This is a genomic window from Aquincola sp. J276 (assembly GCF_024700035.1).
GTDB classification, from domain to species: Bacteria; Pseudomonadota; Gammaproteobacteria; order Burkholderiales; family Burkholderiaceae_C; genus Aquincola; species Aquincola tertiaricarbonis.
Window position 1 is genome coordinate 337,323 of sequence record NZ_JAJONC010000002.1, and the last position, 24,314, is coordinate 361,636.

Consider the following 24,314-nt stretch of genomic DNA (forward strand, 5'->3'; position numbering starts at 1 on the left):
TGATTCCGCAGCGTTATCACACCGCACGGTTCGATTATCCAAACTGCATGAACCGCTGCCTAGACTGGTTGCCAGCAGATGGAGACAAGACGATGAACTTCGGTACCTACCTGGCGCGCAGCGCGCGCTTCTGGCCCGAGCGGCCCGCCGTGCTGTTCGGCAGCAGCGTGCTCAGCTACCGCGCGCTGGAGGAGCGCTCCAACCGGCTGGCCCATGCGCTGCGGGCGCTGGGCCTCCAGCGTGGCGACCGCGTGGCCATCGTCTCGCCCAACCGGCCCGAGATCGTGGAGCTGGAATGCGCGCTCTACAAGCTGGGCCTGGTGAAGGTGGCGCTCAACGCCCGGCTGGCGCCGGCGGAGCTGGCCGACGCACTGGCCAATGCCGAGCCCGCGGCCTGCATCGCCGGCCCGCAGCACCGGGCCATGGTGCAGGACATCGCCGAATCGGTGCCGGGGCTGCGCCGCTTCATCGCGCTGGACGGAGCCTCGCGCCCCGAGGGCTGGGCCGACTACGAGGCCCTGCTGGCCGCCCAGCCCGCCACCCCGCTGCGCGAGGCGATGCGTGCCGACGAGCTGGCGGTGCTGCACTACACCTCGGGCTCCACCGGCAAGCTCAAGGCCGCAATGCAGACCGTGGGCAACCGCTTCGCCTCGCTGCGCAAGGTCATCATGGGCCGCATGCAGGCCGGCCCCGGCGACGTGCTGATGCTGTGCGGCCCCATCACCCACGCCAGCGGCATGTTCATCCAGCCGATGCTGTTCCAGGGCGCCACCGTGCTGCTGATGGACCGCTTCCAGCCGGCAGAGATCCTGCAGGCCATCGAGCGGCACCGGGTGACGATGGGCTTCTTCGTGCCGGCCATGATCCATGCGCTGCTGGCCGAGCCCACGCTGAAGGACCGCGACCTCTCCAGCCTGCGGCTGCTGAGCTACGGCGCCGCGCCGATGTCGCCGGCCCGCATCCGCGAGGCCTGGGCCGCCTTCGGGCCGGTGCTGGCGCAGGGCTACGGCGCGGCCGAGACCACCGGCGGCGTGGTGGGCCTGTCCATCGCCGACCACGCACGGGCCATGTCCGGCGAGCGGCCGGAGCTGCTGCAGGCCTGCGGCCGCGCGCTGGGCGAGGCCGACGTGCAGGTGCTCGACGAGGCCGGCCAGCCGGTGGAAGGCGAGGCCATCGGCGAGATCTGCGTGCGCGGGCCCGACGTGTTCGCCGGCTACTGGCGGGCGCCCGAACTCACCCGCGAGGTGCTGGGCGAGGACGGCTGGCTGCGCACCGGCGACCTGGCTCGGGTGGATGCCGAGGGCTACATCCACATCGTCGACCGCAGGAAGGAGATGCTGGTGTCGGGCGGCTTCAACGTCTATCCGCGCGAGGTGGAATCGGTGCTGGCCCAGCATCCGGCGGTGTACGAGGCCTGCGTGATCGGCGTGCCCGACGAGCACTGGGGCGAGGCGGTGAAGGCGGTGGTGGTGCTGCGCGAAGGCCAGGCCGCCGATGCGCAGGCGCTGATGGACTTCTGCGACAGCCGGCTGGCCGGCTTCAAGCGCCCCCGCAGCATCGACTTCGTGGCCGCGCTGCCGCGCAACGGCAACGGCAAGCTCTCGCGCAAGGACGTGCGCGAGCCCTACTGGCAAGGCCGGCAACGGCGCGTGAACTGACGAGGCCCGCCATGCAACAGGACACCTTCTTCGAAGGCACCGGGGCTGCGGCCGACTTCATCCGCCGGGTGCAGGCCTTCATCCATGACGAGCTGGACCCGCTGGCCCGCGAGCACCGCATCAGCCATGACAACGGCGCGCCGCGGCCGCTGCTGCAGCAGGTGTGGAAGCTGTCGCACCAGCGCGGCTTCTACGGCATGACCCTGCCAGGCGCGCTGGGCGGCGCTGGCTTCGGCCTGCACGACCATGCGCTGATCAAGGAGGCCATCTACGCCACCGGATCGCCTTTCGCGCCGCATGTGCTGGGCGAACTCTCCGGCCCGCCGCGGCTGGGTGCGCTGGTGCGCAGCGCCACGCCCGAGCAGATGGAGCGGCTGGTGCTGCCGGTGGCGCGGGCCGAGAAGGCCATCTGCTTCGCCATCACCGAGCCGGAGGCCGGCTCCGATGCCGGCGCGGTGCAGACCCGCGCCAAGCCCGATGGCGACGGCTTCGTGCTCAATGGCGTCAAGCGCTTCATCTCCGGTGCGCCGTTCTGCGACATGGCCATCGTGATCGCGGCCACGGGGGACGATCCTCTACGCCGCGAGACCACGGCCTTCCTGGTCGAACGCGAGCGGCCGGGCTTCCGGGTGGAGGCCGGCTACAGGACGATGGCCGGCCAGTCTCACACCGGCAACATCCACCTGGAGGACTGCCGCATCCCGGCGGCCAACCAGCTGGGCGAGCGTGGCCGCGGCCTGGCGCTGGCGCTGGGCCGCATCACCGTCAACCGGCTGCTGCATTGCCCGGCCATGCTGGGCCTGGCCCGGCTGGCGCTGCAGGACGCCTGCGCCCATGCGCTGCGGCGCCGGCAGTTCGGCCAGCCCATCGCCGGCTTCCAGGCGGTGCAGCACCTGCTGGCCGACATGGCCACCGACCTGGCCGCTGCGCGGGCGCTGATGCTCGGCGTGGCCCGCCGGCTGGAGCACGATGCCGATGCCCGCGGCGAGGCCTCGATGGCCAAGCTGTTCTGCTCGGAGGCGGCCTTCCGCATCGCCGACCGCGCGGTGCAGGTGCTGGGCGGCGAGGGCATCGTGCAGGGCAGCCGGGTGGAGTTCCTGTTCCGCATGCTGCGCATGTACCGGGTGCTCACCGGCACCAGCGAGATCCAGCGCAACACCATCGCCCGCGAGCTGCTGGCGCCAAGACAAGAGGAGACGACGACATGACGACGATGAACCGCACCATCCGGCGCCTGGCCGCCGGGGCCCTGGCCCTGCTGGCGGGCACGGCCGCCACCGCGCAGGAGCGCTACCCCTCGCGGCCCATCCGCTGGGTGGTGCCCTACCTGGCCGGCACCTCGCCGGACAACACGGTGCGGGTGGTGGCCGAGGCCATGGGCACGCTGCTCAAGCAGAACATCGTGGTGGAGAACAAGCCTGGCGCGGCCGGCAACCTGGGTGCGCAGACGGCCGCGCGTGCGGCGCCCGATGGCTACACCTGGGTGTATTCCGGCTCGCCGATGGCCACCAGCATGCGCATGTACAAGAGGCCGGGCTTCGACGTGATGAAGGACTTCGAGCATGTGGGCCGCATCGGCGTGTCCGACCTCACGCTGGTCACCCATGCCGGCAGCGGCTTCAGCACGGTGCAGCAGCTGGTGGAGCGGGCGCGCAAGCAGCCCGGGCAGCTGATGTACGCCAGTGGCGGCATCGGCTCGCCCGCGCACCTGGGCGCGGCCCTGATGCTGCGCGCGGCCGGCATCAGCGCTACCCACATTCCCTACAAGGGCGCCACCGAGTCCACCAATGCGGTGATCGCGCGGCAGGTGGACTTCACGCTGGCCATCACCTCGGTGGCGCTGCCGCACCTGCAGAGCCAGCGCCTGGTGCCGCTGGCGGTGAGCGCGGCGCAGCGCCATCCGCGCCTGCCCGAGGTGCCCACGCTGGCGGAAGCCGGCGTGCCGGTGTCGCTCACCTCCATCGGCGGCCTGTCGGTGCCCGCCGGCACGCCGCCGGCCATCGTCAAGCTGCTGAGCGACAGCCTGCGCACGGTGCTGGCCCAGCCCGAGACCCGCGCCCGCATCGAAGCCCTGGGCGGCGCCGTGGCGCCCAGCACCCCGGCCGAATACACCGAGGCCCTGCGCGCCGAGCTGGCGCATGCGGAGCAGATGCTGGCGGCCGCGGGTCTGCAGCCGGAGTGAGCGGGCGGGTTCACTGCCCCGGCGTGCGCGGCCCCACCGAGCCGTTGCCCGAGGCGCCGCTGGCCACGGTGCGGGCCACGCGGGCGGCCGGCGCGCCGTCGCTGCCGCGCCGTTCCTGCTCGGCGGCGATCACCTCGGCCAGGTGCCGCGCATCCCGCGCCACGCCGGAGAAGCGGCCCGAGCCCCAGGTGTGCAGCCACGGCAGGCCCAGGAAGTACAGGCCGGGCAGGGCGGTGACGCCGCGCTCGTGCTGCGGCTGTCCGCGGCCATTGAACACCGGCGCGTCCAGCCAGGAGAAGTCGGGCGCGAAGCCGATGCACCACACCACGCTGCCGATGCCGGCGGCCTGCAGGTCGAGCGTGGTGCGTTCTTCCGGCGGCACCCACACCGGCTCGTAGCGGCTGGGCGGCGGGGCCTCGATGCCCTGGCGCTCGATGTACTGGTCAATGCTGGCGTTGATGCCGTTGTAGATGGCGTCGGCCTTGTCCAGCACGGCCGCCAGGCCCGGCTTGAAGCGCAGCGTCACCGCGCCATCGACTGCGCTGTCCACGCCTTCCAGCGCGCCATGGAGCTGCATGCCCTGCAGCGCGAAGCGGCGCAGGTCGATGTCGCGCCCGCCGTCGCGGCCGGTCACGTAGTGGTTGGTGTTGTCGCGCACGCCTTCGCGCAGCGGATGCTGGCCCACCGGCATCTCGTAGTAGCCCATGTCGGCCAGCCAGTCCACCACGTCGCGGCCGCGGTAGAAGCGGGCGCAGCGGGGTGCCTCGCCCACCGCCAGCACCACCTGGCGGCCGGCCAGGTGCAGGTCCTCGGCGATCTGCGCGCCGCTCTGTCCCGAGCCCACCACCAGCACCGCGCCGGGCGGCAGCTCGGCCGCATTGCGGTACTGCTCGGAGTGCAGCTGCTTCAGGCCCGCGGGCAGCCGCTCGGCCATGCGCGGCACGATGGGCAGGTGGTAGCCGCCCGAGGCCACCACCACCTGGTCGGCGGTGCAGTGCCGCAGCGCGGTGTCGGTGCCCACGCTGTACTGCACGTCATAGCCGCCCTGCGGCCGCGGCTTGACCAGGCGCACCGCCACGCCCTCGCGCAGCGGCGGCGCCACCTTGCGCCGGAAGGCGGCCAGGTACGCCACGATCTCGTCCTTCTTCATGAAGCCGTGCGGATCGTCGCCGGCATAGGGGTGGCCCGGCAGGTCGCACTGCCAGTTGGGCGTCACCAGGCAGAAGTTGTCCCAGCGGCGGCTCTGCCACACATGCAGGGCGGTGTGCTTCTCGAACACCACGTGGCCGATGCCGGCCTGCTGCAGGCAGGCACTCATCGACAGGCCGGCCTGTCCGCCGCCGACGATGACGACGGCATGGTGTTCGTGGGTGCGGGTCATGCTCGTCACTCCTGGAAGGCGACGACCTGCACCCGGGCGTCGGGACGGTCGGCAAAGCGGGCGGCGGTGGCCTCGATGGTGTCGAGCTGGTCGGCCGCCATCGAGCAGGCAAAGCCGTACTTCGCGGCCACGCGGTCGGAGGCGATCTGCGTGGCCTCGCGCACCCGCTGCAGGAAGTCGGGCAGCGGGTACTGCGCGCCGGGCTGGAAGTAGTCCTTGATCACCAGCGAAGGGGAATAGCAGGTGGTCTCGCTGGCATCGGGCCAGCGCAGCTGGTAGTGCATGGCGGGCATGCGGTCTCCTTGCAGGAAAGATCGGTACAGCGCCGTGTGGCGCAAGGCACTGGCCGGCCAGCCGAAGCGGCCGCAGACGGCGGGCGGTGTGCGGCGGCCCAGCGCCACCGCCTCGCGCAGCGCGGCGGCGATGCTGGCCGCATCCATCGGGTTGGCCCAGTGCACGTCGCCGTGGGGCGCGAAGTGCTCGGTGAACGGCGCGATGCGGGAGACCACCGCGCGGGTGCCGCAGGCCAGCGCCTCCAGCGCCGCCAGGCCGAAGCCTTCCAGCAGCGAAGGCATGGCCAGCACGTTGGCGCTGCGGTACAGGGCCGGCACCTGCGCATCGGGCACCGGGCCGGTGAGCAGCACGTCGGTGCCCGGCTGCAGGCCGGCCTCGGCCATCAGCGCATGGAAGGCGGACACCTCGCCGGCATGGTCGAGCACGCTGGCGCCACCGGCGATCACCAGCCGCGCCCTCGGCAGGCCGCGGCGCAGGAGGATGAACGCCTGCAGCAGCCGCAGGCTGTTCTTGCGCGCCTCGATGCCGCCCATGGCCAGCACGATGGGCGATGCACCCGACAGCCCGAGCTGCGCGGCGATGGCCTCGTCCTCCGGCTGGCGGGCGGGCGAGTAGCGCTGCAGGTCGATGCCGTTGTGCACACGCTGCGCGCGCAGGCCGTGCGCCCGCTGCAGCCGCTGCTGCCACACGCGGCTGACGCACAGCAGCAGGCCGGCCTGGCGCAGGCTGCGGGTTTCCCAGGCCTGCACCTGTTCGTCGGGAAAGTGGTCGACGTGGTGCACCGTGCGCACGTAGCCGGCGATGTCGCCCCGCGCCTTCAGGTCGGCCAGCGCATTGCCGCCGATGCCGTCGTGTGCATGCAGCACGTCGAATCGGCGGGCGGCCTGGGTGACCCCGAGATGGTTGCGCATCGCATCGATGCGGTGGGCCACGCTGGCGGCCAGCGAGACGCCCGCGCCCGCTGGCGCGGGCCGAAGCGGCGCATATTCAATCGCGCAGGGCGTGTCGCGGAAGAAGCGCTGGCCCGGCGTGGCCGGGGCCATCACCGTCACCGCATGGCCCGCGGCCTGCAGCGCGCGGCCCAGTTCCAGCACATGCACCACGCCGCCGCGCGGGTTGACCGAATGGGTCAGCAGCGCAATGCGCAGCTTGCGATGCGCCGGATCAACCATGTGCCGGCCCCCGGGCGGTGATGAAGGGCCGGGCCGCCAGGTCCCACAGCGGGGCCCGGCCGCCGCGGTGGTGCAGCTGCACCGTGGGCGCGGCCGTCACCTCGCCGATGGCCGCTGCCGCGATGTCGCGGGCCTGGAAGTGCCGCAGCACCGCCGGCACCTGCGCAGGCCGCACGCTGAGCACGAAGCCATAGCTGGGGAAGGCGGTGAGCCAGCGCAGCAGCGCTGCGTCGTCGCCTTCCGTCACCGTGGGCGGCCGGGGTATCGCGTCGACGTCGATCACCGCGCCAGCGCGAGAGCAGTCCAGCAGCATCAGCGCGGTGCCCAGCACGCCGGCCATGCTGATGTCCTTGGCCGCATCGGCCAGCCCGGCTTCGGCCAGTTGCGGCAGCAGCTCGAGGTCGGCCCGCAGGCGCTCGGCCGGCGCGCCGGTGGCGGCATTCCAGTAGGGATAGGGCTCCTGCCAGCGCCCGCGCAGGTCGACCGCCATCACCAGCACGTCGCCCGGCCGGGCATCGAAGCTGGTGAGCAGCCGCCGGGCGCGGCCCAGCACCGCCACGGCCAGTTGCGAGCGGCTGCTGCGGTGGTTGCTGTGGCCGCCCACCAGCGGCACGCCGTAGTGTTCGCAGGCCGCCACCAGGCCCTGCATCAGCGGCTCGGCGGCGGCGCTGTCGGCGCTCCACAGCGCATCCACCACGGCCAGCGGCCGGCCACCCATCGCGGCGACGTCGCTCAGGTTGACCATCACGCCGCACCAGCCGGCGAACCACGGCTCCCGCTCGACGAAGTCGTCGACGAAGCCTTCGATGGCGAACAGCAGGTGGCCGTCAGCGCCATCGGCGATGGCCGCGCAGTCGTCGCCATTGGGCACCGACAGCACACCCGGCGCGGCCACCGGGCGGGCCTGCGCCAGCAGGTCCATGGCGCTGCCGATGTCCTGCTTGTGCAGGAAGCCGCGGCTGGCGCGCAGGGCTTCGCACAGGCGCTGGGCTGGATCGGCTTCGCTCACTGGAGCACCCTCCCGCTGCGCGGGATCCCGCCGAGCGGGATGAGCGCCGCTTTCGGCCGGCCGGGCGGCGGCGCTCATGCCGCGGCGGGCGCGCTGCTGCGCGTCACGTGACCTGTATAGACATCCACGCAGGGCGGATAGGCTGCCAAGTCGGCCTGCATCAGCACATGCGGCCGGCCGTGCAGCAGCCCGTGCTTCAGCGGCTGCCAGTGCAGGCGCTGGAACATGGCCGCGTTCTGCTGCTGCACATGCGCCAGGAACACCCGGCAGCCGCGCGCATGGGCGCTGGCCACCGCCAGCCGGATCAGGCCGGCGCCGATGCGGCCGTGTTGGCGGAAGGCCGCATGCACCGCCAGCCGCGAGCCCCACCACAGCCCCGGCTCGGCCTGGTGGATGCGCACCGTGCCCACCACCTGGTCGGGCAGCCCGCCCACGCAGGACAGCGCCACCAGCGTCTGCGCCTGCGCATCCACCGCGTCCAGGTCGTCGCCGACGAACACGCCCTGCTCGATGCAGAACACCGCACGACGCAGCGCAAGGGCTTCGCGCTGCTCCCATCCGGCGCTGGCCCACTTGATGCGGAACTCGCAGGGCTTGAAGTCGGCGGCCTGCGCGTCCTGCGGCGCATCCCCCGGCGCGGCCAGCAGGGCGTTCATGCGGCCAGCTCCGCGCCGGCGCCGGTCGTCTCGTACTGCGACTGCGACGAACATGCGCCGCACTTGCCGCAGCCGGCCTTGATGTCCACCGAGCGCAGCCCGGCGCGCGAGACCATGGCGCCCAGCGGCTCCAGGATCGACTTCATCCAGCCCGCATCGGGCGCCGGATGGTCCTCCAGCGGCGTGCCACTGATCGGCACGAAGGGCACCACGAACGGGTACACGCCCAGGCCCACCAGCGTGGCGCACATCGCGAGGATCTCTTCGCGCGTGTCCCCCAGCCCGGCCAGGATGTAGGTGCTGACCTGGCCGCGGCCGAACACCTTCACCGACGCCTCGAAGGCCGTGAGGTAGCGCGAGACCGGCACCGTGGCCTTGCCCGGCATGATGCGTTCGCGCACCGCGGGCGTCACCGCTTCCAGGTGCATGCCCAGGGTGTCGATGCCGGCGGCCTGCAGGCGCGTGAACCAGCGGTCGTCGTCGGGCGGCTCGCACTGGCCCTGCAGTGGCAGCGTGCGGCCGGCGGGCAGGCCGGCCTTGATCGCGAAGGCGCTGTCGGCCAGCACCCGCGCGCCGCGGTCGTCGCCGGGCGGCGTGCCGGTGGTCATCACCATGTGCTTCACGCCGTCCAGCAGCACCGCCATGCGGGCGACCTCGGCCAGCTGCTCCGGCGTCTTGTGCGCGATGGTGCGGCCGGCCGCCAGCGACTGCCCGATCGCGCAGAACTTGCAGCTCTTGCGCCGGCTCTCGTAGCGGATGCAGGTCTGCAGCACCGTGGTGGCCAGCACGTCGGCGCCATGCAGCGTGGCGATGTGCGAGTAGGGCACGCCGTCCATCGTCTGCAGCGCATAGAAGCGCGGTTGCCGCGGAAAGGCGATCTGCGCGATGGGGATGCTGCCGCGCTTGAGCACGCTGGCGCCGGCCGCGTCGGGCGCCTCGGCCATGAAGGGTGACTGCCAGGCGCCCGAGGTGTGCACCGGCACCATGATCGTGTGGCCGTCCACCGTCACCGCCTTGTGGTCCGACGGGCCGGCACCGCCGCGCCGGCTGGGTGCGCCGGCCGTGGGGTCAAGCAGCCGCAGGCCGTGGGACTGCAGCTCCGTCATCAACTGGCGCGCCGCGGCCGAAGGCGGGGGGCAGGTGGGTGGTCAGGCTCATGGTCGTCCCTCGGGTTGTCGAACATCGTGGCGGTGGGCCGGCGGTCGATGGCCAGGCTCAGCAGCTCGGGCCGGGCGTAGTGGCCCACGGAATCCATCATTCGCTTGCGCTTGGTGATCAGCGCCATGTCCAGGTCGGCCACCACCATGCCTTCGCCCTCGGTCAGCGGCTCGGCCAGGTACTTGCCTTCGGGCGAGACGATGGCGGTGTGGCAACCGCCGCGCAGGGCCTGTTGCAGCTGGGCGTCGGGCGTCACCGCGGCGATCTGCGCCTCGGTCAGCCAGCCGGTGGCATTGATGACGAAGCAGCCCGACTCCAGCGCATGGTGGCGGATCGTCACGCCCATCTGGTCGGCGAAGATCGGCCCCACCAGCGAGCCGGGGAACTGCGCGCAGTGGATCTCCTCGTGCTGGGCCATCAGCGCATAACGCGCCAGCGGGTTGTAGTGCTCCCAGCAGGCCAGCGCGCCCACGCGGCCCACCGCGGTGGGCACCACCTGCAGCCCGGCGCCATCGCCCTGGCCCCACACCATGCGCTCGTGGTAGGTGGGTGTGATCTTGCGGCGCTTGAGCTTGAGCGTGCCGTCGGCATCGAACAGCAGCTGGGTGTTGTACAGGCTGCCGTGGTCGCGCTCGTTCACGCCCAGCACCACCACGATGCCGCGGGCCCGCGCCCGCTCGCCTACCGCGGTGGTCACCGGCCCCGGCACCACCACCGCCCGCTCGTACAGCCTGAGGTGCGGCGCGCCCTGCTGGCAGGGCGGCAGCACGAACGAGAAGTACGGGTAGTAGGGCACGAAGGTCTCGGGGAACACCACGATCTGCGCGCCGCGCGAAGCGGCCTCGTCGATCGCGCTGCACACGCGGTCCAGCGTGCCGTCGGGCCGGTCGAAGTCGGGCGCGATCTGCACCGCCGCCGCGCGGACCACGGTCTTGTTCACAGCGTCCAGGTGTCGAGGATGAAGGCGTTCTGCTTGCGGTGCAGCAGCACGATGTCCAGCACGTCCAGCGGGCTGATGGGGCGGATGCCTTCGATCAGCGAGCCTTCGCCGTGGCCGTACAGCGCCTGCAGCGCAAAGCGGCAGGCGTAGACCTTGCCGCCCTCGGCGATGAACTTGGTGATCTGGTTGTTGAAGTTCTGGTGGCCCGGGAAGGCCTCGTCGCCCAGCGTGGGAAAGCCGCGCTTGACGCCCAGCGTCACGCCCGGGCCGTACAGCAGGATCGAGGTCTCGAAGCCCTTGCGCTGCAGCCGCGTGGCCTGCAGCAGGTTGACGAAGCCGATGGAGCCCTCGAAGGCCACGGTGTGGAAGGTGACCAGCGCCTTCTCTCCGGGCTCTGCCTTCACGTCCTCGAACACCTTCTCCTCGTAATCGACCAGGAACTCGCCCTTCTGGTTCTGGGGCTTGGTGACTTTGGGCATCGCTTGACTCCGTTGGGTTGCGGGAGCCCATGCTTCTGCATGCGATGTGCCAGTGAGCCGCGGCCGGCGTGCGATCAATGCGCGATCAACCAATGGCGATGCCGATGCGCGGCCAAGCAAGTTTTTGTGCGGCGGACCTGCATGCTGCCGAGCTGGCGGACGCATGCGGCCGGCTGCACCGGCGCAGGGCGGCGGCCATGCGATCAATGCACCCGATCAATGGGGCGGCTGCGACGGCCGGTGCACCAAGGCTGCACAGCCGCGGCCTTGGCAGCCGGGCGACAACGGGCACGCTTGATGCGATCAAGCCCGGGCCGGCATGCGATCAGCCGCGGCAGCACCCCATGACGAGCAGTACCCCATGAGCAAACCCACCGCGCACTGGCGCAAGCGGCTGGCGTCGCAGGACCGCCCGGCCTACCTCGCCATCCCCGACCTGATCGCCGAGGACCTGCGCGACGGCCGGCTGGCCGCGCGCGACCGGCTGCCCACGCTGCGCGAGCTGGCCGACGACCTGCAGCTCAACTACACCACCGTGGCCCGTGCCTATGCCGAGGCGCGCAAGCGCGGGCTGATCGATTCGCGCGCGGGCTTCGGCACCTACGTACGCGGCAAGGCGCCGGCGATGCCGCTGCGCGGCGGCAGCGGCGCCGAGATGACGATGAACCTGCCGCCCGAGCCGCAGGACGAAGCGCTGCTGGCGCGCATGCACGCCAGCGCGGCCGAGGTGATGGCGCACAGCGACCTCTACGGCCTGCTGCGCTACCAGGACTTCGGCGGCACGCCCGAGGACCGCGAGGCCGGCGCCCGCTGGCTGCAGCGCCGCCTGCCCACCGCCAGCGCCGACCGGCTGCTGGTGTGCCCGGGCATCCATGGCGTGCTCACCGGCCTGCTGTCCCAGCTGGCGCGGCCGGGCGAGCTGGTGTGCGTCGATTCGCTGGCCTACCCGGGCCTGAAGGCCATCGCCACCCAGCTGGGCGTGCAGCTGCATGCGCTGCCGCTGGACGACGACGGTCCGGACATCGAGGCCTTCGAGCATGCCTGCAAGACCTTGTCGCCCAAGGCGGTGTACTGCAACCCCACGCTGCTCAATCCCACCACCATCACGATGAGCCGCGCCCGGCGCGAAGCCCTGGCCGACGTGGCGCTGCGCTTCTCGGTGCCCATCATCGAGGACGATGCCTACGCGATGCTGCCCACCGAGCGCCTGCCGCGCCCGCTGGCCTGCCTGGCGCCCGACATCACCTACTACGTCACCGGCTTTTCCAAGTGCCTGGGCGCCGGCCTGCGCAGCGCCTACGTGCTGGCGCCCAACACCCGGCTGGCCCAGCGCCTGGCCGGTGCGCTGCGGGCCACCACGGTGATGGCCTCGCCCGTCACCAATGCCATCGTCACGCGCTGGGTGAACGACGGCACGGCCGAGGCGGTGCTGGAGGCCATCCGCGCCGAATGCCGCGCCCGGCATGCGCTGGCACTGCAGCACCTGGGGCCCTGGGGCGTGGTGGCGCATCCCGAATGCTTCCACCTGTGGCTGCCGCTGTCGGGCAGCTGGAGCGTGGTGGAGTGCGCCTCCTGGCTGCGCACCCAGGGCGTGGCGGTGGTGGCCAGCGCCGCCTTCAGCACCGACGGCAATCCGCCCGATGCGGTGCGCCTGTGCCTGGGCGGCCCGGCGTCGCTGGACGACTGCGACCGCGCGCTGCGGCTGATGGCCGAGACGCTGGACCATCCGCTGCATCCGCATGCCACGGTGATGTGACGGCGGCCAGGCTCAGGGCACCGCCTGGGTGATGCGCCACAGCCGCAGCGCCACGTGCAGCTCCAGCGCCCGCGCGGCCACGCCCCAGTGGCCCAGCAGCGATTCGATGGTGATGAGCCGCTGGCGCATGGTGTTCACATGGATGTCCAGCTGCTGCGCCGTGGTCTTGGCATTCTGGTTGTGGTCGAAGTAGCCCAGCAGCGTGGCCGCCAGCTCGGTGCCGCGCTTGTGGTCGTAGTCCAGCAGCGGGCCGATGGTGGCCTGCAGGAATTCCTGCAGGCTGGCGCGGTCGTGCGTCTCGAACAGCACCGAGTACAGCGCCAGCTCGTTCTGGCCCACGATGTCGCCGCGGATGCCCAGCTGCGCCAGCACCGGCAGCGCCCGCCGCAACGAGGCATGCAGGCCCGGCAGCGCGGCCACGCCGCTGACCGGGCGCGACAGCACGCCGCGGTGGGTGGCGCCCAGCTCGTTGCGCAGGCAGGCCTGCACCACCTGCCGCACGTCGGCCGCCTGCGCGCCGTGGCTGATGACCACCACCACGCCGTCCATCTCGTCCACCAGCGTCTGCGCCAGCGCGGGCAGCTGGCGCAGCCGCCGGGCGACGAAGCCCGCGCCGGGTGTCTCGGCCACCAGCAGCAGCAGCGACAGCGGCTGCGCCAGGTTGAGGCCGAAGCGCTCGGCGCGGTTGGCCAGCACCGCCGCTGCCTCCTGCCGGGCCGACAGCAGCGCGCGCAGCAGCGTGGTGGCGCTGCGGCTCTTGTCGGCCTCGATGCGCTCCTGGGACAGCAGCACCACGCCCACGATGCTGGCGCTGCGCTCGAAGGTGCGCACGCGGAACTCATCCAGCTCGCCGCGGTGGAAGAGGGCGATGGCGCCCAGCACGTCGGCACCGCCGAAGACCATCGTCACCCGGCAGGTCTCGTCGCCGATGCGGCAGGCCACCACCGATCGGCCGCTGCGCCGGCTCTCGCGCAGCGCCTGGCCGATGGCGGTGCTGTGCGCGCCGCTGGGCGAATAGGCCTGCAGCGCAGGGCTGTCGTAGCCGTCGCCGGTGCCCGCGCTCACCTCCTGCGCGGCCTCGTTCAGCACCAGCACCGCGCCGCCCAGCAGCTGCGCCACCAGCTGGCACAGCGCGGCCAGCGAGGCGCCGCGTGCCAGCTGCGAGGTCATCTGCTCATGCGCCTCGGCCGCGGCCTGGATGCTGCGCAGGTGCTGCTCCACCCGGGCGCGCGACTGGTCGGCATGCTCCAGCGCGGCATTGGCGCGGTCGAAGTCGCGAGCATTGCGCATCGCCACCGCCGCATGCGTGGCCAGCGCGCCCAGGATGGCGATGTCCTGCGCCGCATGGGTGCGGTGGTAGCGGTCGGCCACGAACAGCAGGCCGATCACCTCCTGGTCGCGCACCAGCGGAATGCCCACCAGCGACACGATGCCCTCGGCGCGGAAGGTGGCGTCCAGCGCCTCGTCGTGCTCGAAGCGGTCGTCGTTCAGGTAGTCGGTGGTGGAGAAGGGCAGCCGGGTGGACAGCACCACGCTGGCCACGCCGTGCCGGCGCCGCGCCACCATGTGCTGGGTGCTGTGGGCCAGGGCGCCGTCGGCCACCACCACGCGGAACTCATGCCGCTCGGCGTCGTAGGTGGACAGCCAGGCCACCTCGCCCCCCATCAGCCGCCGCGCCCGGCTGACGATGGCCTGCAGCAGGTCGGTCAGGTCCAGCCGGCTGGAGAGGTCCTGCGTCGACTCGATCACCGCCAGCATGCCGCGCTCGCGCTGCAGCAGCTGTTCCATGCGGTTGCGCACGGCCATGGCCATGCGCACCGTCTCCACCATCGCCTCGCGCTGGCCGCCGGCGGCGGGCAGGGCCTCGGCCCGGGCCAGCCGGTGCGCGAATTCATCGGCACCGGCGCCCTGGTGCAGCAGCCGCACCAGCTCGCCACCCAGTTGCAGGACATCGTCGGTCGGGGTACTGCTCCTCATGTCACCCGCAGGCTAGCAGAGCCCCGGCCGCGCCTTACTGGGCGCAGGTGAAGGAGGCGGCGCTGTTGGCGTCGCCCGAGCCCTTGTACTGCGGCCACTTCGGGTACTCGCACAGCGGCCGGCTGCGGCCGGGCACGCCCACGGTGTCGGTGGTCACCTGGTTGGCCGGGGCGGTGCCCTTCTCCACCCACTGCTCCAGCGCCGTGAGCGAATCCCAGGTGGCATTGAAGGTGGTGCTCACCGCATGGCCGTAGCCCGGAACCTCGTAGTAGCGGGCGAAGCCGTCCACCGCCGCATCGCCCTGGGCCGCACGCAGCCGCTGCCAGTACTGCGCGGTGGCGCGCGAGCTCACCAGCACGTCCGACAGCCCATGCGCCAGCAGCAGCTTGCCGCCGCGCGCCATGAAGGCGGACAGGTCGCTGCTCACGTCCAGCATGGTGCTCAGCTCGCTCAGCCGCGTGCCCCAGGGGCCGGGGTTCTCCGGGTCCAGCGTGAGGCTGGCGTAACCGGGATCGCGCGTGACCGCGTACTTGATGACCTGGTCCAGCTGCTGCGTGATGTACGGCGCCGTGGGCAGCACCGGCGTGGCCGGCTGCGTGGTGCCCAGGTTGAGGAAGGTGACCGTGGGCTGCAGCGGCGACGGGTTGCTGGTGATGCCCAGGTCGGCGCCCCACACGTTGTAGCCCGGGTAGCCCTGGGAGCCGCTGGCCAGGAAGAAGTTGAAGCGGGTCTCGGTGTTCATCGTCTTCAGCGCGGTGATCTGCGCATCGGACAGGCAGGTGTCGCCGGTGTCGGCGCCGCCCGGGCAGCGCAGCGGCGCGCCGCGCAGCGTGGCGGTGGCGGGGTCGAAGCTGCCGTTGCAGCGCTGCTGCTGGCCGATGAGGCCGTCGGCAAGCCCGTCCAGCGCATCGCAGGCCTCCAGCGCGGCATCGCGCACCAGCACCCGCTTGGCGGTGTTGGGGTAGGCGCCGGGCTGCGCCAGCGCGCGGCTGGCGCGGTGGCCGCCCAGCATGGCCGAGAGCTGGTTCCAGGCCGGGTACCAGGCAATGATGCCGTCCCAGTCGGCCGGCCAGCGCTGCGCCACCGACAGCGCCTCGCGCCCGCCGGTGGAGCCGCCGGCGAAGTAGGCCCGCGTGGGCTTGCCGGCTGCATAACGCGCATCGATCAGGTACACCGCGGCGTCGCGCGTCTTCTTCAGCGCCTGGCCGCCGAAGTTGCGCAGGGCCTCGTCGTTGACCAGGAAGCGGCCGTCCAGCGAGCCCGAGGCATTGGCCTGGTGGCCCGAATCGCTGGCGAAGGTGGCATAGCCGCGGGCCAGCGGCACCGGCTGGTCGGCGGGGCCGGCGGGCACGTTGCCGGCCACGTTGGGCACGGTGCCGTCCAGGCCGCCGCCGCCGAACATCACCGCCTTGCCGTTCCAGGCCGCGGGCAGCGCCACGCGGAACACGATGGACGGCGCCGTGGTGTCGATGGGCGCGATGCTGCCGGTGACGCGGCAGTACTCCGGCAGCGCGGCCACGCCGGCGCCCGCGGCGGGCACCACCACCGCCTCGGTCACGGCGCCGCCCTGGGTGGGCAGGCCGATGGCGCTGGCCGGGATGGCCAGGCCGGCCAGGTCGGCGCAGGCCCGGGGCGTGGCCACCGGCGGTGCCGGCTCGTTGTCGTCGTCGCCGTCGCCGTCACCGCCGCAGGCGGTCAGGGCGGCCAGGCTGGCGCTGCACAGCAGCAGCATCATGCGGCGCTGGGGTCGATGGGTCATCGTCGTCTCCGAACTTGTATAGGTAGGTGGCAAGGGCCGCGGCCATCGTAGGAACAGCAGCGCGTGCGTGGGGCCGCCTGCACTCGAAGAACACAGTGCAGGGCCCGGGATGTGTGGGCCGATGACATAGGCCGGCGGCCTGCGGCTGGGGAGACTGCGGCCACTGCCACCGAAAGCGCCGCATGCCTCTCCTCGACACCCTCCGACCCCCCGCCGGCCTGCGCGTGCTGGTCACCGCCGGCGCCAGCGGCATCGGCGCTGCCATCGCCTCGGCCTTCCGCGACGCCGGCGCCCGCGTGCACATCTGCGACATCGATGCCGCGGCCGTGGCCCGCTTCATCGCCGAGCATCCCGGCACCACCGGCAGCGTGGCCGATGCCGCGGTGCCGGCCGACGTGGACGTGGTGTTCGACGACGTGCGCGCCGCCCTCGGCGGGCTGGACGTGCTGGTCAGCAATGCCGGCATCGCCGGGCCCACCGGCCCCATCGAGTCGCTGGACGAGAACGGCTGGGTGCGCACCATCGACGTCAACCTCAACGGCCAGTACTACTTCGCGCGGCGCGCGGTGCCGCTGCTCAAGGCCAGCGGCGCCAATCCGTGCCTGATCGCCATGGGCTCGGTGGCCGGCCGGCTGGGCTACGCCTACCGCACGCCGTATGCGGCCAGCAAGTGGGCGATCGTGGGCCTGTGCCAGTCGCTGGCCATCGAGCTGGGGCCGCAAGGCGTGCGGGTCAACGCCATCCTGCCCGGCACGGTGGAGGGCGAGCGCATGAACGGCGTGATCGCCGCCCGCGCCGCGGCCACCGGCGCCAGCGTGGAAGCCACCCGCCAGTCCTACCTCGACAGGATTTCGCTGCGGCGCATGGTCACCACCGACGACGTGGCGGCCCTGGCGCTGTTCCTGTGTTCGCCCGCCGCGCGCAACGTCACCGGCCAGGCCATCAGCGTCGACGGCAACGTCGAGCACCTCTGATCCGCCCCCATCCCATACCCAGAACAGGAGACAAGCCATGAACCGCCATCCCCGCCCCAAGACCGCCGCCGCCCTGGCGCCCCTCGCACTGCTGCTGGCCGGGCTGGCCCAGGCCGCTCCGGTGAAGATCGGCGTGCTGGAGACGCTGTCGGGCCCGCAGGCCTCCTCCGGCCTGGCCTACCGCGCCGCGGTGCGTTATGCGGTGGAGAAGATCAATGCCGCTGGCGGCTGGAACGGCGAGCCGGTGCAGGTGCTGGAGTACGACAACCAGGGCGGCCCGGCCGGTGCTTCCGACAAGCTGAAGGCCGCCATCGCCGACGGCGTGCAGATCGTGGTGCAGGGCGCCTCGTCGGCCATCGGCGGGCAGATCACCGAGGACGTGCGAAAGCACAACCTGCGCAATGCGGGCAAGGAGCTGGTCTACATCAACGTGGGCGCCGAGGCGCAGGAACTCACCGGCGCCAAGTGCAACTTCCACCACTTCCGCTTCGCCGGCAATGCGCCGCTGCGCACCAAGGCGCTGGTGCAGGCGATGAAGCAGGCCCAGGCCCTGGGCGACCAGGTCTACGCCATCAACCAGAACTACAGCTGGGGACAGGACATGGAGCGCGCCATCGTGGACGCCGCTGCTGCCGGCGGCTACCAGGTGGTGGACAAGACGCTGCACGACGTCAACAAGATCCAGGACTTCGCGCCCTACGTGGCCAAGATCGTGGCCTCCGGCGCCGACACCGTGCTCACCGGCAACTGGTCCAACGACCTGCTGCTGCTGATGAAGGCCTCCAAGGCCGCGGGCCTGAAGGCGCGCTTCGGCACCGTGTACCTCGACCAGCCGGGCAACCTGTCGAATGCCGGCGACCTGGCGGTGGGGCACTTCGTGGCCCATGCCTTCAATCCCGAGGCCGGCGGCGCCGAGGGCGAGCGCTTCGTGGCCGACTACCGCGCCAGGACCGGCCACGACCCGGTGTTCATCGAGCCGCAGACGGTGTTCGGGCTGGAGATGGTGGGCCAGGCGCTCAAGCGCACCGCGCCGCGCAACGGCGCGCTGGACGTCAACGCCTTCGCCGCCGCGCTGGAGACGGCACGGCTCAAGACCCCCATCGGCGAGATGAGCATGCGCGCGGCCGACCACCAGGTGATGCTGCCGATGGTGGTGTCGATGGTGAGCAAGGACGCCAAGTACAAGGTGGACGGCACCGACATGGGCTTCAAGCCGGTGCGGGTGTTCACCGCCGAAGAGGTGGCCGCGCCGGTGCAGGCCGGCTGCAAGATGCAGCGCCCGCGCTGAGGGCCGCGCGATGGATGCGATCGTCTTCGCGCTGCTCAACGGCACCATCTACGGCCTGCTGCTGTTCATGGTGTCGGCCGGGCTGACGCTGATCTTCGGGATGATGGGCGTGCTGAACTTCGCCCATGCCTCCTTCTACATGCTGGGCGCGTACTTCGCGTTCACGCTGCAGCCCTGGCTGGGCTTCGGCTTCGCGGTGGTGGCGGCCGCGCTGCTGGCCGGCGCGGTGGGCATGGCGGTGGAGCGCTTCTTCCTGCGGCGGGTGCACCGCCACGGCCATGCGCACGAGCTGCTGCTCACCTTCGGCCTGTCCTTCATCATCGCCGAGCTGATCAAGCTCTTCTTCGGCAACCATCCGGTCGACTACCGCGTGCCGGCCGCGCTCGACGGGCCGGCGTTTGCCATCGGCGCGCAGCAGTACCCGCTGTACCGGCTGCTGATGGGCGGCGTGGCGCTGGTGATGTTCGGCGCCGTGTACCTGCTGCTGACCCGCACGCGGGTGGGCATCGTGGTGCGCTCGGCCATCTACAAGCCGCAGATGGCCGAGGCGCTGGGCCACAACGTGCAGCGGGTGTTCATGGGCGTGTTCGGCGTGGGCGCGCTGCTGGCCGGCCTGGCCGGCGCGGTGGCCGGCGCCTTCTACACCACCAGCCCCAACATGGCGCTGGAGATCGGCGTGATGGTGTTCGTGGTGGTGGTGGTGGGCGGCCTGGGCTCGCTGGGCGGGGCCATGGTGGCCTCGCTGCTGCTGGGCATCGTCACCTCCTTCGCGGTGGGCGTGGATGCCAGCCTGGCCGATGCGCTGGGCCTGGTGGGCGCGGGCGCCTGGGCCGAAGGCATCGGCGGGTTGCTCACGCTCAAGCTGTCCAGCCTGGCGGCCACGCTGCCGTTCGCCTTGATGCTGCTCATCCTGCTGGTGCGGCCGCAAGGCCTCATGGGCGAGAAGGCCTGACGTGATGCGCAGCCATTCCCTGCCCCTGGCCGGCCCCGCCGTGTCCATGCCGGCGCTGCTGCCCCTCGGCCTGCTGGTCGCGCTGCTGCTGGCGCTGCCGGCGCTGCTCAGCAGCGGCCTGCTCAATGCATCGGTGCAGATGCTGATCTCGGCGCTGTTCGCCTGTGCCTACAGCCTGCTCAGCGGCCGTGCCGGCATGCTGTCCTTCGGCCATGCGGCCTATTTCGGCGTGGGCGCCTTCGCCACCGCGCACGCAATGAATGCGCTGGGCGGCGCCGGCCTGCTGCCCACGCCGCTGCTGCCGCTGGTGGGCGGCCTGGTGGGCCTGGCGGTGGGCGTGGTGGCGGGCTGGTTCGCCACCCAGCGCGCGGGCACCGCCTTCGCGATGATCACGCTGGCCATCGCCGAGCTGCTGCATTCGCTGGCGCCGCAGCTGCCCGGCTGGTTCGGCGGTGAATCGGGCGTGTCCACCATGCGCATGCCGGCCTGGGGCTTCGACTTCGGCTCCACCGTGCAGGTGTACTACGTGGTGCTGGGCTGGGTGCTGCTGTCGCTGGCGGCGCTGTGGTTCCACAGCCGCACGCCGCTGGGCCGCCTCACGCTGGGCCTGCGCGAGAACGCGCACCGGCTGCGCTTCCTGGGCTACGACGTGCACGGCCTGGGCGTGTCGGCCTTTGCGCTGTCGGCCATGTTCTCGGGCGTGGCGGGCGGGCTGCAGGTGCTGAGCAACGAGGCGGTGAACTACGTGGTGTTCGACGCCAGCGTGTCGGCCGCGGTGGTGCTCAACAGCTACATCGGTGGCGTGGGCACCTTCCTGGGGCCCGCGCTCGGCGCAGCGGTGATGACCTTCTTCGGCTATGCGGTGTCCGACACCACCCAGCTGTGGCTGCTGTACCAGGGCGTGCTGTTCGTGCTGGTGATGCTGTTCGTGCCGCAGGGCATCACCGGCGTGTTCACCGCCACTGCCAGGCTGCTGCGCCGGCATGGCGCGGCGCCGGTGCTGCCTGCCGTGGCGGCCGGCATGGCCGCAGCGCTGCTGCTGGCCGCGGGCGGCGTGTTCCTGCTGGAAGCGCTGCAGCGGCTGTGCTCGCAGGACTGGCGCGCGCTGGCGCGCATGCAGGAAGGCTGGCCGCCGTTGCAGCTCTTCGGCCGCGCCTGGGCGCCCGATGCCGTGAGCACCTGGCTGCTGCCGCTGGTGCTGCTGGCCGCCGGCGCGGCGCTGGCCCGGCTGGCCCACCAACGGATCACTGCCTTGCAGGAGCGGGACGCCGCATGACCGAATCCATTCTTTCCATCCGCGGGCTGCGCAAGTCGTTCGGCGCCACCGAGATCATCCGCGGCATCGACCTGGAGCTGCCGCCCGGTGAACGCCGTGCCGTCATCGGCCCCAACGGCGCCGGCAAGTCCACGCTGTTCCACCTGGTCTCCGGCAACCTGCGGCCTTCCGCGGGCGAGGTGCGGTTCGAGGGACGCCGCATCGACGGGCTGCCGCCGCAGCGCATCAACCGGCGCGGGCTGGCGCGCTCGTTCCAGATCACCAACATCTTTCCCAGGCTCAGCGTGTTCGAGAACATCCGCCTGGCGGTGATGCGCAGCCACGGCCTGCAGTACACCTTCTGGCGGCCGGTGGACCGCATCGCCGTGCTGGGCGAGGAGACCGACTGGCTGCTGGAGCAGGTGCGGCTGCAGCGGCATGCGCAGGAGCTGGCGGGGGAGCTGTCGTACTCGGGCCAGCGCTCGCTGGAGCTGGCGATGACGCTGGCCAGCGACCCGCGCGTGATCCTGCTGGACGAGCCGATGGCCGGCATGTCCACCGAGGAGACCGGCCACACGCTGGACCTGATCCGCGAGGTGACCCAGGGCCGTGCGCTGCTGCTGGTGGAGCACGACATGGACGTGGTGTTCGCGCTGGCCGACCGCATCAGCGTGCTGGTGTACGGGCAGGTGATCGCCACCGGCACGCCGCAGGAGATCCGCAACGACCCCGCGGTGCGCGAGGCCTACCTGGGCGAGCCGCAGGATGCGGAGGTGGCGGCATGAACGCGGTCGGGACGCCCGACGACACAACACTGCTGCAGGTGGACCAGCTGCAGGCCCACTACGGCAAGAGCCACATCCTGCGCGGCGTGAGCCTGTCCGTGCGGCCCGGCGAGGTGGTGAGCCTGCTGGGCCGCAACGGTTCGGGCCGCTCGACCACGCTCAAGGCCATCATGGGCCTGGTGCCGCCCACCGGCGGGCAGGTGCGGCTGGGCGGCCGTGCGCTGGCCGGCCAGCGGCCGCATGCCATCTGCCGCGCCGGCATCGCCTACGTGCCCGAGGAACGCGAGGTGTTCGCCAACCTCAGCGTGGAAGAGAACCTGCACATGGGCGAGCAGCCGCCGACCGACGGCGCGCCGCGCTGGACGCTGGCGCAGATGTTCGACTACTTCCCGCGGCTGAAGGAACGCCGCCACACGCCGGCCGGCAGCCTGTCGGGTGGCGAGCAGCAGATGCTCACCATCTGCCGTTCGCTGCTCGGCAACCCGCGCGTGATCCTGATCGACGAGCCCGCCGAAGGCCTGGCGCCCAGGATCGTGGCCCAGGTCAGCGAATGCATCCAGGACATGCACCGCCGCGGCGTGGCGGTGGTGCTGGTGGAGCAGAAGCTGGCCATCGCGATGAAGGTTTCCAGCCGCGTGTTCGTGATGGGCCACGGCCACATCGTCTTCGAGGGCACGCCGCAGGCGCTGCAGGCCGACACCGCGCTGCTGGCGCAGTGGCTGGCGGTGTAGCCCTCCTTCCACTCCACCAGGGCCCGACATGCCACATCCCAACGACAAGGTCATCATCTCCTGCGCCGTCACCGGCTCGGTGCACACGCCCACGATGTCGCCGTACCTGCCGCTCACGCCCGACCAGATCGCCGAGCAGGCGATCGAGGCGGCCGAGGCCGGCGCGGCCATCCTGCACCTGCATGCCCGCGATCCGGCCGATGGCCGGCCCACCGCCGACCCGGCGGTGTTTGCGCAGTTCGTGCCGCGCATCCGCGACGCCTGCGATGCGGTCATCAACATCACCACCGGCGGCAGCACCCGCATGACGCTGGCCGAGCGGCTCGCCTATCCGCTGATCGCCAAGCCCGAGATGTGCTCGCTGAACATGGGCTCGATGAACTTCTCCATCCACCCGGTGGCGCGCCGCATCACCGAGTGGCAGCACGAGTGGGAAAAGCCGTACGTGGAAGGCATGGAGGACCTGATCTTCCGCAACACCTTCGCCGACATCCGCCACATCCTGCGGGTGCTGGGCGAGGAGGCCGGCACCCGCTTCGAGTTCGAGTGCTACGACATCGGCCACCTGTACAACCTGGCGCACTTCGTCGACGAGGGCCTGGTGAAGGGGCCGCTGTTCATCCAGGGCATCTTCGGCATCCTCGGCGGCCTGGGCCCCGACCCCGAGAACCTGATGACGATGAAGACCACCGCCGACCGCCTGTTCGGCCGCGGCCAGTACCGCTTCTCGGTGCTGGGCGCGGGGCGCCACCAGATGCCGCTGCTGACCATGGGCGCGGTGCTGGGCGGCAACGTGCGCGTGGGACTGGAGGACAGCCTCTACCTCGGCCGCGGCCAGCTGGCCATGACCTGCGCGGAGCAGGTGCGCAAGATCCGCCGCATCCTCGACGAGCTGTCGCTGGACGTGGCGACGCCGGCCGAGGCGCGGGCGATGCTGGGCCTGAAGGGCGTCCAGGCCGTGGCTTTCTGAACGCAGGACGATGCAGACGATGAACGACGAGACGAACCGCAGGATGCTGGACGGCCGGGTGGCCGTGGTCACCGGCGCAGGCAACGGGCTGGGCCGCGCCCATGCGCTGGAACTGGCGCGCCACGGTGCGCGGGTGGTGCTCAACGAGCCGCCCACGCCGCAGGGCGAGGCGGCCGCGCAGGCGGTGGCCGAGGAGATCGCCGCGCAGGGTGGCCAGGCCCTGGTGCGGCTGGGCGACGTCACCCGCTTCGAGCAGATGCAGGCCATGGCCGAGCACACGCTGGCCACCTGGGGCCGGCTGGACATCCTGGTCAACAACGCCGGCATCCTGCGCGACCGCAGCTTCGCCAAGATGACGCTCGACGAGTTCCGCCTGGTGCTGGAGGTGCACCTGATGGGCTCCGTGAACTGCACCAAGGCCGTGTGGGCCACGATGCAGGAACAGCGGCATGGCCGCATCGTGTTCACCACCTCGTCGTCGGGCCTGTACGGCAACTTCGGCCAGGCCAACTACGGCGCGGCCAAGATGGCGCTGGTGGGCCTGATGCAGACGCTGGCCATCGAGGGGGAGCGCCATGGCATCCGCGTCAATTGCCTCGCACCCAGCGCCGCCACCGGCATGACCGAAGGCCTGCTGCCGCCCGAGGCCCTGGCTCGCCTGACGCCCGAGCGGGTGAGCCCGGCCGTGGTGGTGCTGGCCGCCGACGATGCACCCACGCGCAGCATCCTGCTGGCCGGTGCCGGCAGCTTCGAATGCGCCCACGTGACCATGACCCGCGGCATCGCCCTGGCCGACGATGGTGCGGTCGCGCAGCGGCTGGCGGCCCGGCTGGGCGAGGTGGCGGCCCGCGAGGGCGAGCGGGTGCCCCGCCAGGGCTGGGAGCAGTACGAGCTGGAGGTGGCCAAGGCGTCGGCCTTGTAACAGCAGCGGCGGCGGC

The 24,314-nt window shown here is 71.8% G+C and carries 21 protein-coding genes and 1 pseudogene; 12 read left to right on the plus strand and 10 right to left on the minus strand.

From position 1 onward, the window contains the following. The first annotated feature begins 92 nt into the window (after nt 1-92). The 3 genes from LRS14_RS19410 to LRS14_RS19420 are packed head-to-tail and all read left to right on the plus strand — an operon-like array spanning nt 93 to nt 3,840. Complete coding sequence (locus LRS14_RS19410; protein WP_257800719.1) at nt 93-1,658, plus strand: AMP-binding protein; 1,566 nt, start codon at nt 93-95, stop codon at nt 1,656-1,658. A gap of 11 nt (nt 1,659-1,669) precedes the next feature. After that, entirely contained in the window at nt 1,670-2,866 is a 1,197-nt protein-coding gene (locus LRS14_RS19415; RefSeq protein ID WP_046111943.1) for an acyl-CoA dehydrogenase family protein, read from the plus strand. Next, nucleotides 2,863-3,840: a tripartite tricarboxylate transporter substrate binding protein gene (locus LRS14_RS19420; protein WP_257800720.1), complete on the plus strand. Its 978-nt coding sequence runs from the start codon at nt 2,863-2,865 to the stop codon at nt 3,838-3,840. The genes LRS14_RS19415 and LRS14_RS19420 overlap by 4 nt, the downstream gene beginning before the upstream one ends. A 10-nt stretch (nt 3,841-3,850) precedes the next feature. On the opposite strand, the gene LRS14_RS19425 is transcribed toward LRS14_RS19420, so the two are convergent. From LRS14_RS19425 to LRS14_RS19460, 8 genes and pseudogenes are all read right to left on the minus strand, one after another. Beyond that, a complete protein-coding gene (locus LRS14_RS19425; RefSeq protein ID WP_257800721.1) occupies nt 3,851-5,221 on the minus strand; it encodes an MSMEG_0569 family flavin-dependent oxidoreductase in 1,371 nt (456 codons plus the stop codon). A gap of 5 nt (nt 5,222-5,226) precedes the next feature. After that, nucleotides 5,227-5,514 carry an MSMEG_0570 family nitrogen starvation response protein gene (locus LRS14_RS19430; RefSeq protein WP_232315289.1) on the minus strand — a complete coding sequence of 96 codons (288 nt, stop codon included), beginning with the start codon at nt 5,512-5,514 and terminating at the stop codon, nt 5,227-5,229. A 33-nt stretch (nt 5,515-5,547) separates the two neighbouring features. Next, nucleotides 5,548-6,687: pseudogene (locus tag LRS14_RS19435) on the minus strand (MSMEG_0565 family glycosyltransferase); the annotation flags it as partial. Then, the gene (locus tag LRS14_RS19440; RefSeq protein ID WP_257800722.1) at nt 6,680-7,696 is read right to left on the minus strand and encodes a sll0787 family AIR synthase-like protein; all 1,017 of its coding nucleotides are present in this window, start codon (nt 7,694-7,696) and stop codon (nt 6,680-6,682) included. The gene LRS14_RS19440 and the pseudogene LRS14_RS19435, both read right to left, overlap by 8 nt. Nucleotides 7,697-7,770: 74 nt before the next feature. After that, nucleotides 7,771-8,352: an MSMEG_0567/Sll0786 family nitrogen starvation N-acetyltransferase gene (locus LRS14_RS19445; RefSeq protein WP_257800723.1), complete on the minus strand. Its 582-nt coding sequence runs from the start codon at nt 8,350-8,352 to the stop codon at nt 7,771-7,773. Beyond that, on the minus strand, nt 8,349-9,458 hold the full coding sequence (locus tag LRS14_RS19450; protein WP_257800724.1) for an MSMEG_0568 family radical SAM protein: 1,110 nt from the start codon (nt 9,456-9,458) through the stop codon (nt 8,349-8,351). The genes LRS14_RS19445 and LRS14_RS19450 overlap by 4 nt, the downstream gene beginning before the upstream one ends. Beyond that, nucleotides 9,458-10,450 (minus strand): Nit6803 family nitrilase, encoded by a 993-nt coding sequence (locus LRS14_RS19455; protein WP_404977591.1) that lies wholly within the window; start codon nt 10,448-10,450, stop codon nt 9,458-9,460. Before LRS14_RS19455 ends, LRS14_RS19450 begins: the two co-directional genes overlap by 1 nt. Beyond that, nucleotides 10,447-10,929, minus strand: a complete 483-nt coding sequence (locus tag LRS14_RS19460) for an MSMEG_0572/Sll0783 family nitrogen starvation response protein (protein ID WP_250195029.1) — start codon at nt 10,927-10,929, stop codon at nt 10,447-10,449. Before LRS14_RS19460 ends, LRS14_RS19455 begins: the two co-directional genes overlap by 4 nt. Before the next feature lie 361 nt (nt 10,930-11,290). On the opposite strand from LRS14_RS19460, the gene LRS14_RS19465 reads away from it, so the two are divergent. Further along, nucleotides 11,291-12,685, plus strand: a complete 1,395-nt coding sequence (locus tag LRS14_RS19465) for a PLP-dependent aminotransferase family protein (protein WP_257800725.1) — start codon at nt 11,291-11,293, stop codon at nt 12,683-12,685. Between the two features lie 12 nt (nt 12,686-12,697). Here the strand turns inward: LRS14_RS19465 and LRS14_RS19470 are convergent, their stop codons facing one another. Both LRS14_RS19470 and LRS14_RS19475 read right to left on the minus strand, forming a co-directional pair. Then, nucleotides 12,698-14,662, minus strand: a complete 1,965-nt coding sequence (locus LRS14_RS19470) for a GAF domain-containing protein (protein ID WP_257800726.1) — start codon at nt 14,660-14,662, stop codon at nt 12,698-12,700. 34 nt (nt 14,663-14,696) lie between these two features. Further along, nucleotides 14,697-16,421 carry a tannase/feruloyl esterase family alpha/beta hydrolase gene (locus LRS14_RS19475; protein ID WP_257800727.1) on the minus strand — a complete coding sequence of 575 codons (1,725 nt, stop codon included), beginning with the start codon at nt 16,419-16,421 and terminating at the stop codon, nt 14,697-14,699. Nucleotides 16,422-16,603: 182 nt separating this feature from the next. Here LRS14_RS19475 and LRS14_RS19480 point away from each other — a divergent pair, with 182 nt between their 5' ends. From LRS14_RS19480 to LRS14_RS19515, 8 genes are read left to right on the plus strand one after another with little or no spacing between them, the layout of a single operon-like run. Continuing rightward, complete coding sequence (locus LRS14_RS19480) at nt 16,604-17,395, plus strand: SDR family oxidoreductase (protein WP_046111933.1); 792 nt, start codon at nt 16,604-16,606, stop codon at nt 17,393-17,395. Nucleotides 17,396-17,432: 37 nt separating this feature from the next. Next, nucleotides 17,433-18,683, plus strand: a complete 1,251-nt coding sequence (locus tag LRS14_RS19485; protein WP_257800728.1) for a branched-chain amino acid ABC transporter substrate-binding protein — start codon at nt 17,433-17,435, stop codon at nt 18,681-18,683. A 10-nt stretch (nt 18,684-18,693) separates the two neighbouring features. After that, the gene (locus LRS14_RS19490) at nt 18,694-19,635 is read left to right on the plus strand and encodes a branched-chain amino acid ABC transporter permease (protein WP_046111931.1); all 942 of its coding nucleotides are present in this window, start codon (nt 18,694-18,696) and stop codon (nt 19,633-19,635) included. A gap of 4 nt (nt 19,636-19,639) precedes the next feature. Then, nucleotides 19,640-20,911, plus strand: a complete 1,272-nt coding sequence (locus LRS14_RS19495; RefSeq protein WP_404977592.1) for a branched-chain amino acid ABC transporter permease — start codon at nt 19,640-19,642, stop codon at nt 20,909-20,911. Continuing rightward, entirely contained in the window at nt 20,908-21,675 is a 768-nt protein-coding gene (locus LRS14_RS19500; RefSeq protein ID WP_257800729.1) for an ABC transporter ATP-binding protein, read from the plus strand. Before LRS14_RS19495 ends, LRS14_RS19500 begins: the two co-directional genes overlap by 4 nt. Next, complete coding sequence (locus LRS14_RS19505; protein ID WP_257800730.1) at nt 21,672-22,406, plus strand: ABC transporter ATP-binding protein; 735 nt, start codon at nt 21,672-21,674, stop codon at nt 22,404-22,406. Before LRS14_RS19500 ends, LRS14_RS19505 begins: the two co-directional genes overlap by 4 nt. A gap of 28 nt (nt 22,407-22,434) precedes the next feature. Continuing rightward, nucleotides 22,435-23,376, plus strand: coding sequence for a 3-keto-5-aminohexanoate cleavage protein (locus LRS14_RS19510; RefSeq protein WP_257800731.1), 942 nt, complete (start codon nt 22,435-22,437; stop codon nt 23,374-23,376). Nucleotides 23,377-23,395: 19 nt separating this feature from the next. Next, nucleotides 23,396-24,298 (plus strand): SDR family NAD(P)-dependent oxidoreductase, encoded by a 903-nt coding sequence (locus LRS14_RS19515; RefSeq protein WP_257800732.1) that lies wholly within the window; start codon nt 23,396-23,398, stop codon nt 24,296-24,298. Nucleotides 24,299-24,314: the final 16 nt, after the last annotated feature.

Bases quoted from the DNA above. Each gene is read 5' to 3' on its own strand.
- LRS14_RS19500 (WP_257800729.1), top strand. From the start codon at position 20,908: ATGACCGAATCCATTCTTTCCATCCGCGGGCTGCGCAAGTCGTTCGGC.
- LRS14_RS19490 (WP_046111931.1), top strand. From the start codon at position 18,694: ATGGATGCGATCGTCTTCGCGCTGCTCAACGGCACCATCTACGGCCTG.
- LRS14_RS19480 (WP_046111933.1), top strand. From the start codon at position 16,604: ATGCCTCTCCTCGACACCCTCCGACCCCCCGCCGGCCTGCGCGTGCTG.
- LRS14_RS19425 (WP_257800721.1), bottom strand. From the start codon at position 5,221: ATGACCCGCACCCACGAACACCATGCCGTCGTCATCGTCGGCGGCGGA.
- LRS14_RS19465 (WP_257800725.1), top strand. From the start codon at position 11,291: ATGAGCAAACCCACCGCGCACTGGCGCAAGCGGCTGGCGTCGCAGGAC.
- LRS14_RS19410 (WP_257800719.1), top strand. From the start codon at position 93: ATGAACTTCGGTACCTACCTGGCGCGCAGCGCGCGCTTCTGGCCCGAG.
- LRS14_RS19485 (WP_257800728.1), top strand. From the start codon at position 17,433: ATGAACCGCCATCCCCGCCCCAAGACCGCCGCCGCCCTGGCGCCCCTC.
- LRS14_RS19445 (WP_257800723.1), bottom strand. From the start codon at position 8,352: ATGAACGCCCTGCTGGCCGCGCCGGGGGATGCGCCGCAGGACGCGCAG.
- LRS14_RS19475 (WP_257800727.1), bottom strand. From the start codon at position 16,421: ATGACCCATCGACCCCAGCGCCGCATGATGCTGCTGCTGTGCAGCGCC.
- LRS14_RS19450 (WP_257800724.1), bottom strand. From the start codon at position 9,458: ATGACGGAGCTGCAGTCCCACGGCCTGCGGCTGCTTGACCCCACGGCC.
- LRS14_RS19470 (WP_257800726.1), bottom strand. From the start codon at position 14,662: ATGAGGAGCAGTACCCCGACCGACGATGTCCTGCAACTGGGTGGCGAG.
- LRS14_RS19460 (WP_250195029.1), bottom strand. From the start codon at position 10,929: ATGCCCAAAGTCACCAAGCCCCAGAACCAGAAGGGCGAGTTCCTGGTC.
- LRS14_RS19505 (WP_257800730.1), top strand. From the start codon at position 21,672: ATGAACGCGGTCGGGACGCCCGACGACACAACACTGCTGCAGGTGGAC.
- LRS14_RS19510 (WP_257800731.1), top strand. From the start codon at position 22,435: ATGCCACATCCCAACGACAAGGTCATCATCTCCTGCGCCGTCACCGGC.
- LRS14_RS19430 (WP_232315289.1), bottom strand. From the start codon at position 5,514: ATGCCCGCCATGCACTACCAGCTGCGCTGGCCCGATGCCAGCGAGACC.
- LRS14_RS19415 (WP_046111943.1), top strand. From the start codon at position 1,670: ATGCAACAGGACACCTTCTTCGAAGGCACCGGGGCTGCGGCCGACTTC.
- LRS14_RS19420 (WP_257800720.1), top strand. From the start codon at position 2,863: ATGACGACGATGAACCGCACCATCCGGCGCCTGGCCGCCGGGGCCCTG.
- LRS14_RS19515 (WP_257800732.1), top strand. From the start codon at position 23,396: ATGAACGACGAGACGAACCGCAGGATGCTGGACGGCCGGGTGGCCGTG.
- LRS14_RS19495 (WP_404977592.1), top strand. From the start codon at position 19,640: ATGCGCAGCCATTCCCTGCCCCTGGCCGGCCCCGCCGTGTCCATGCCG.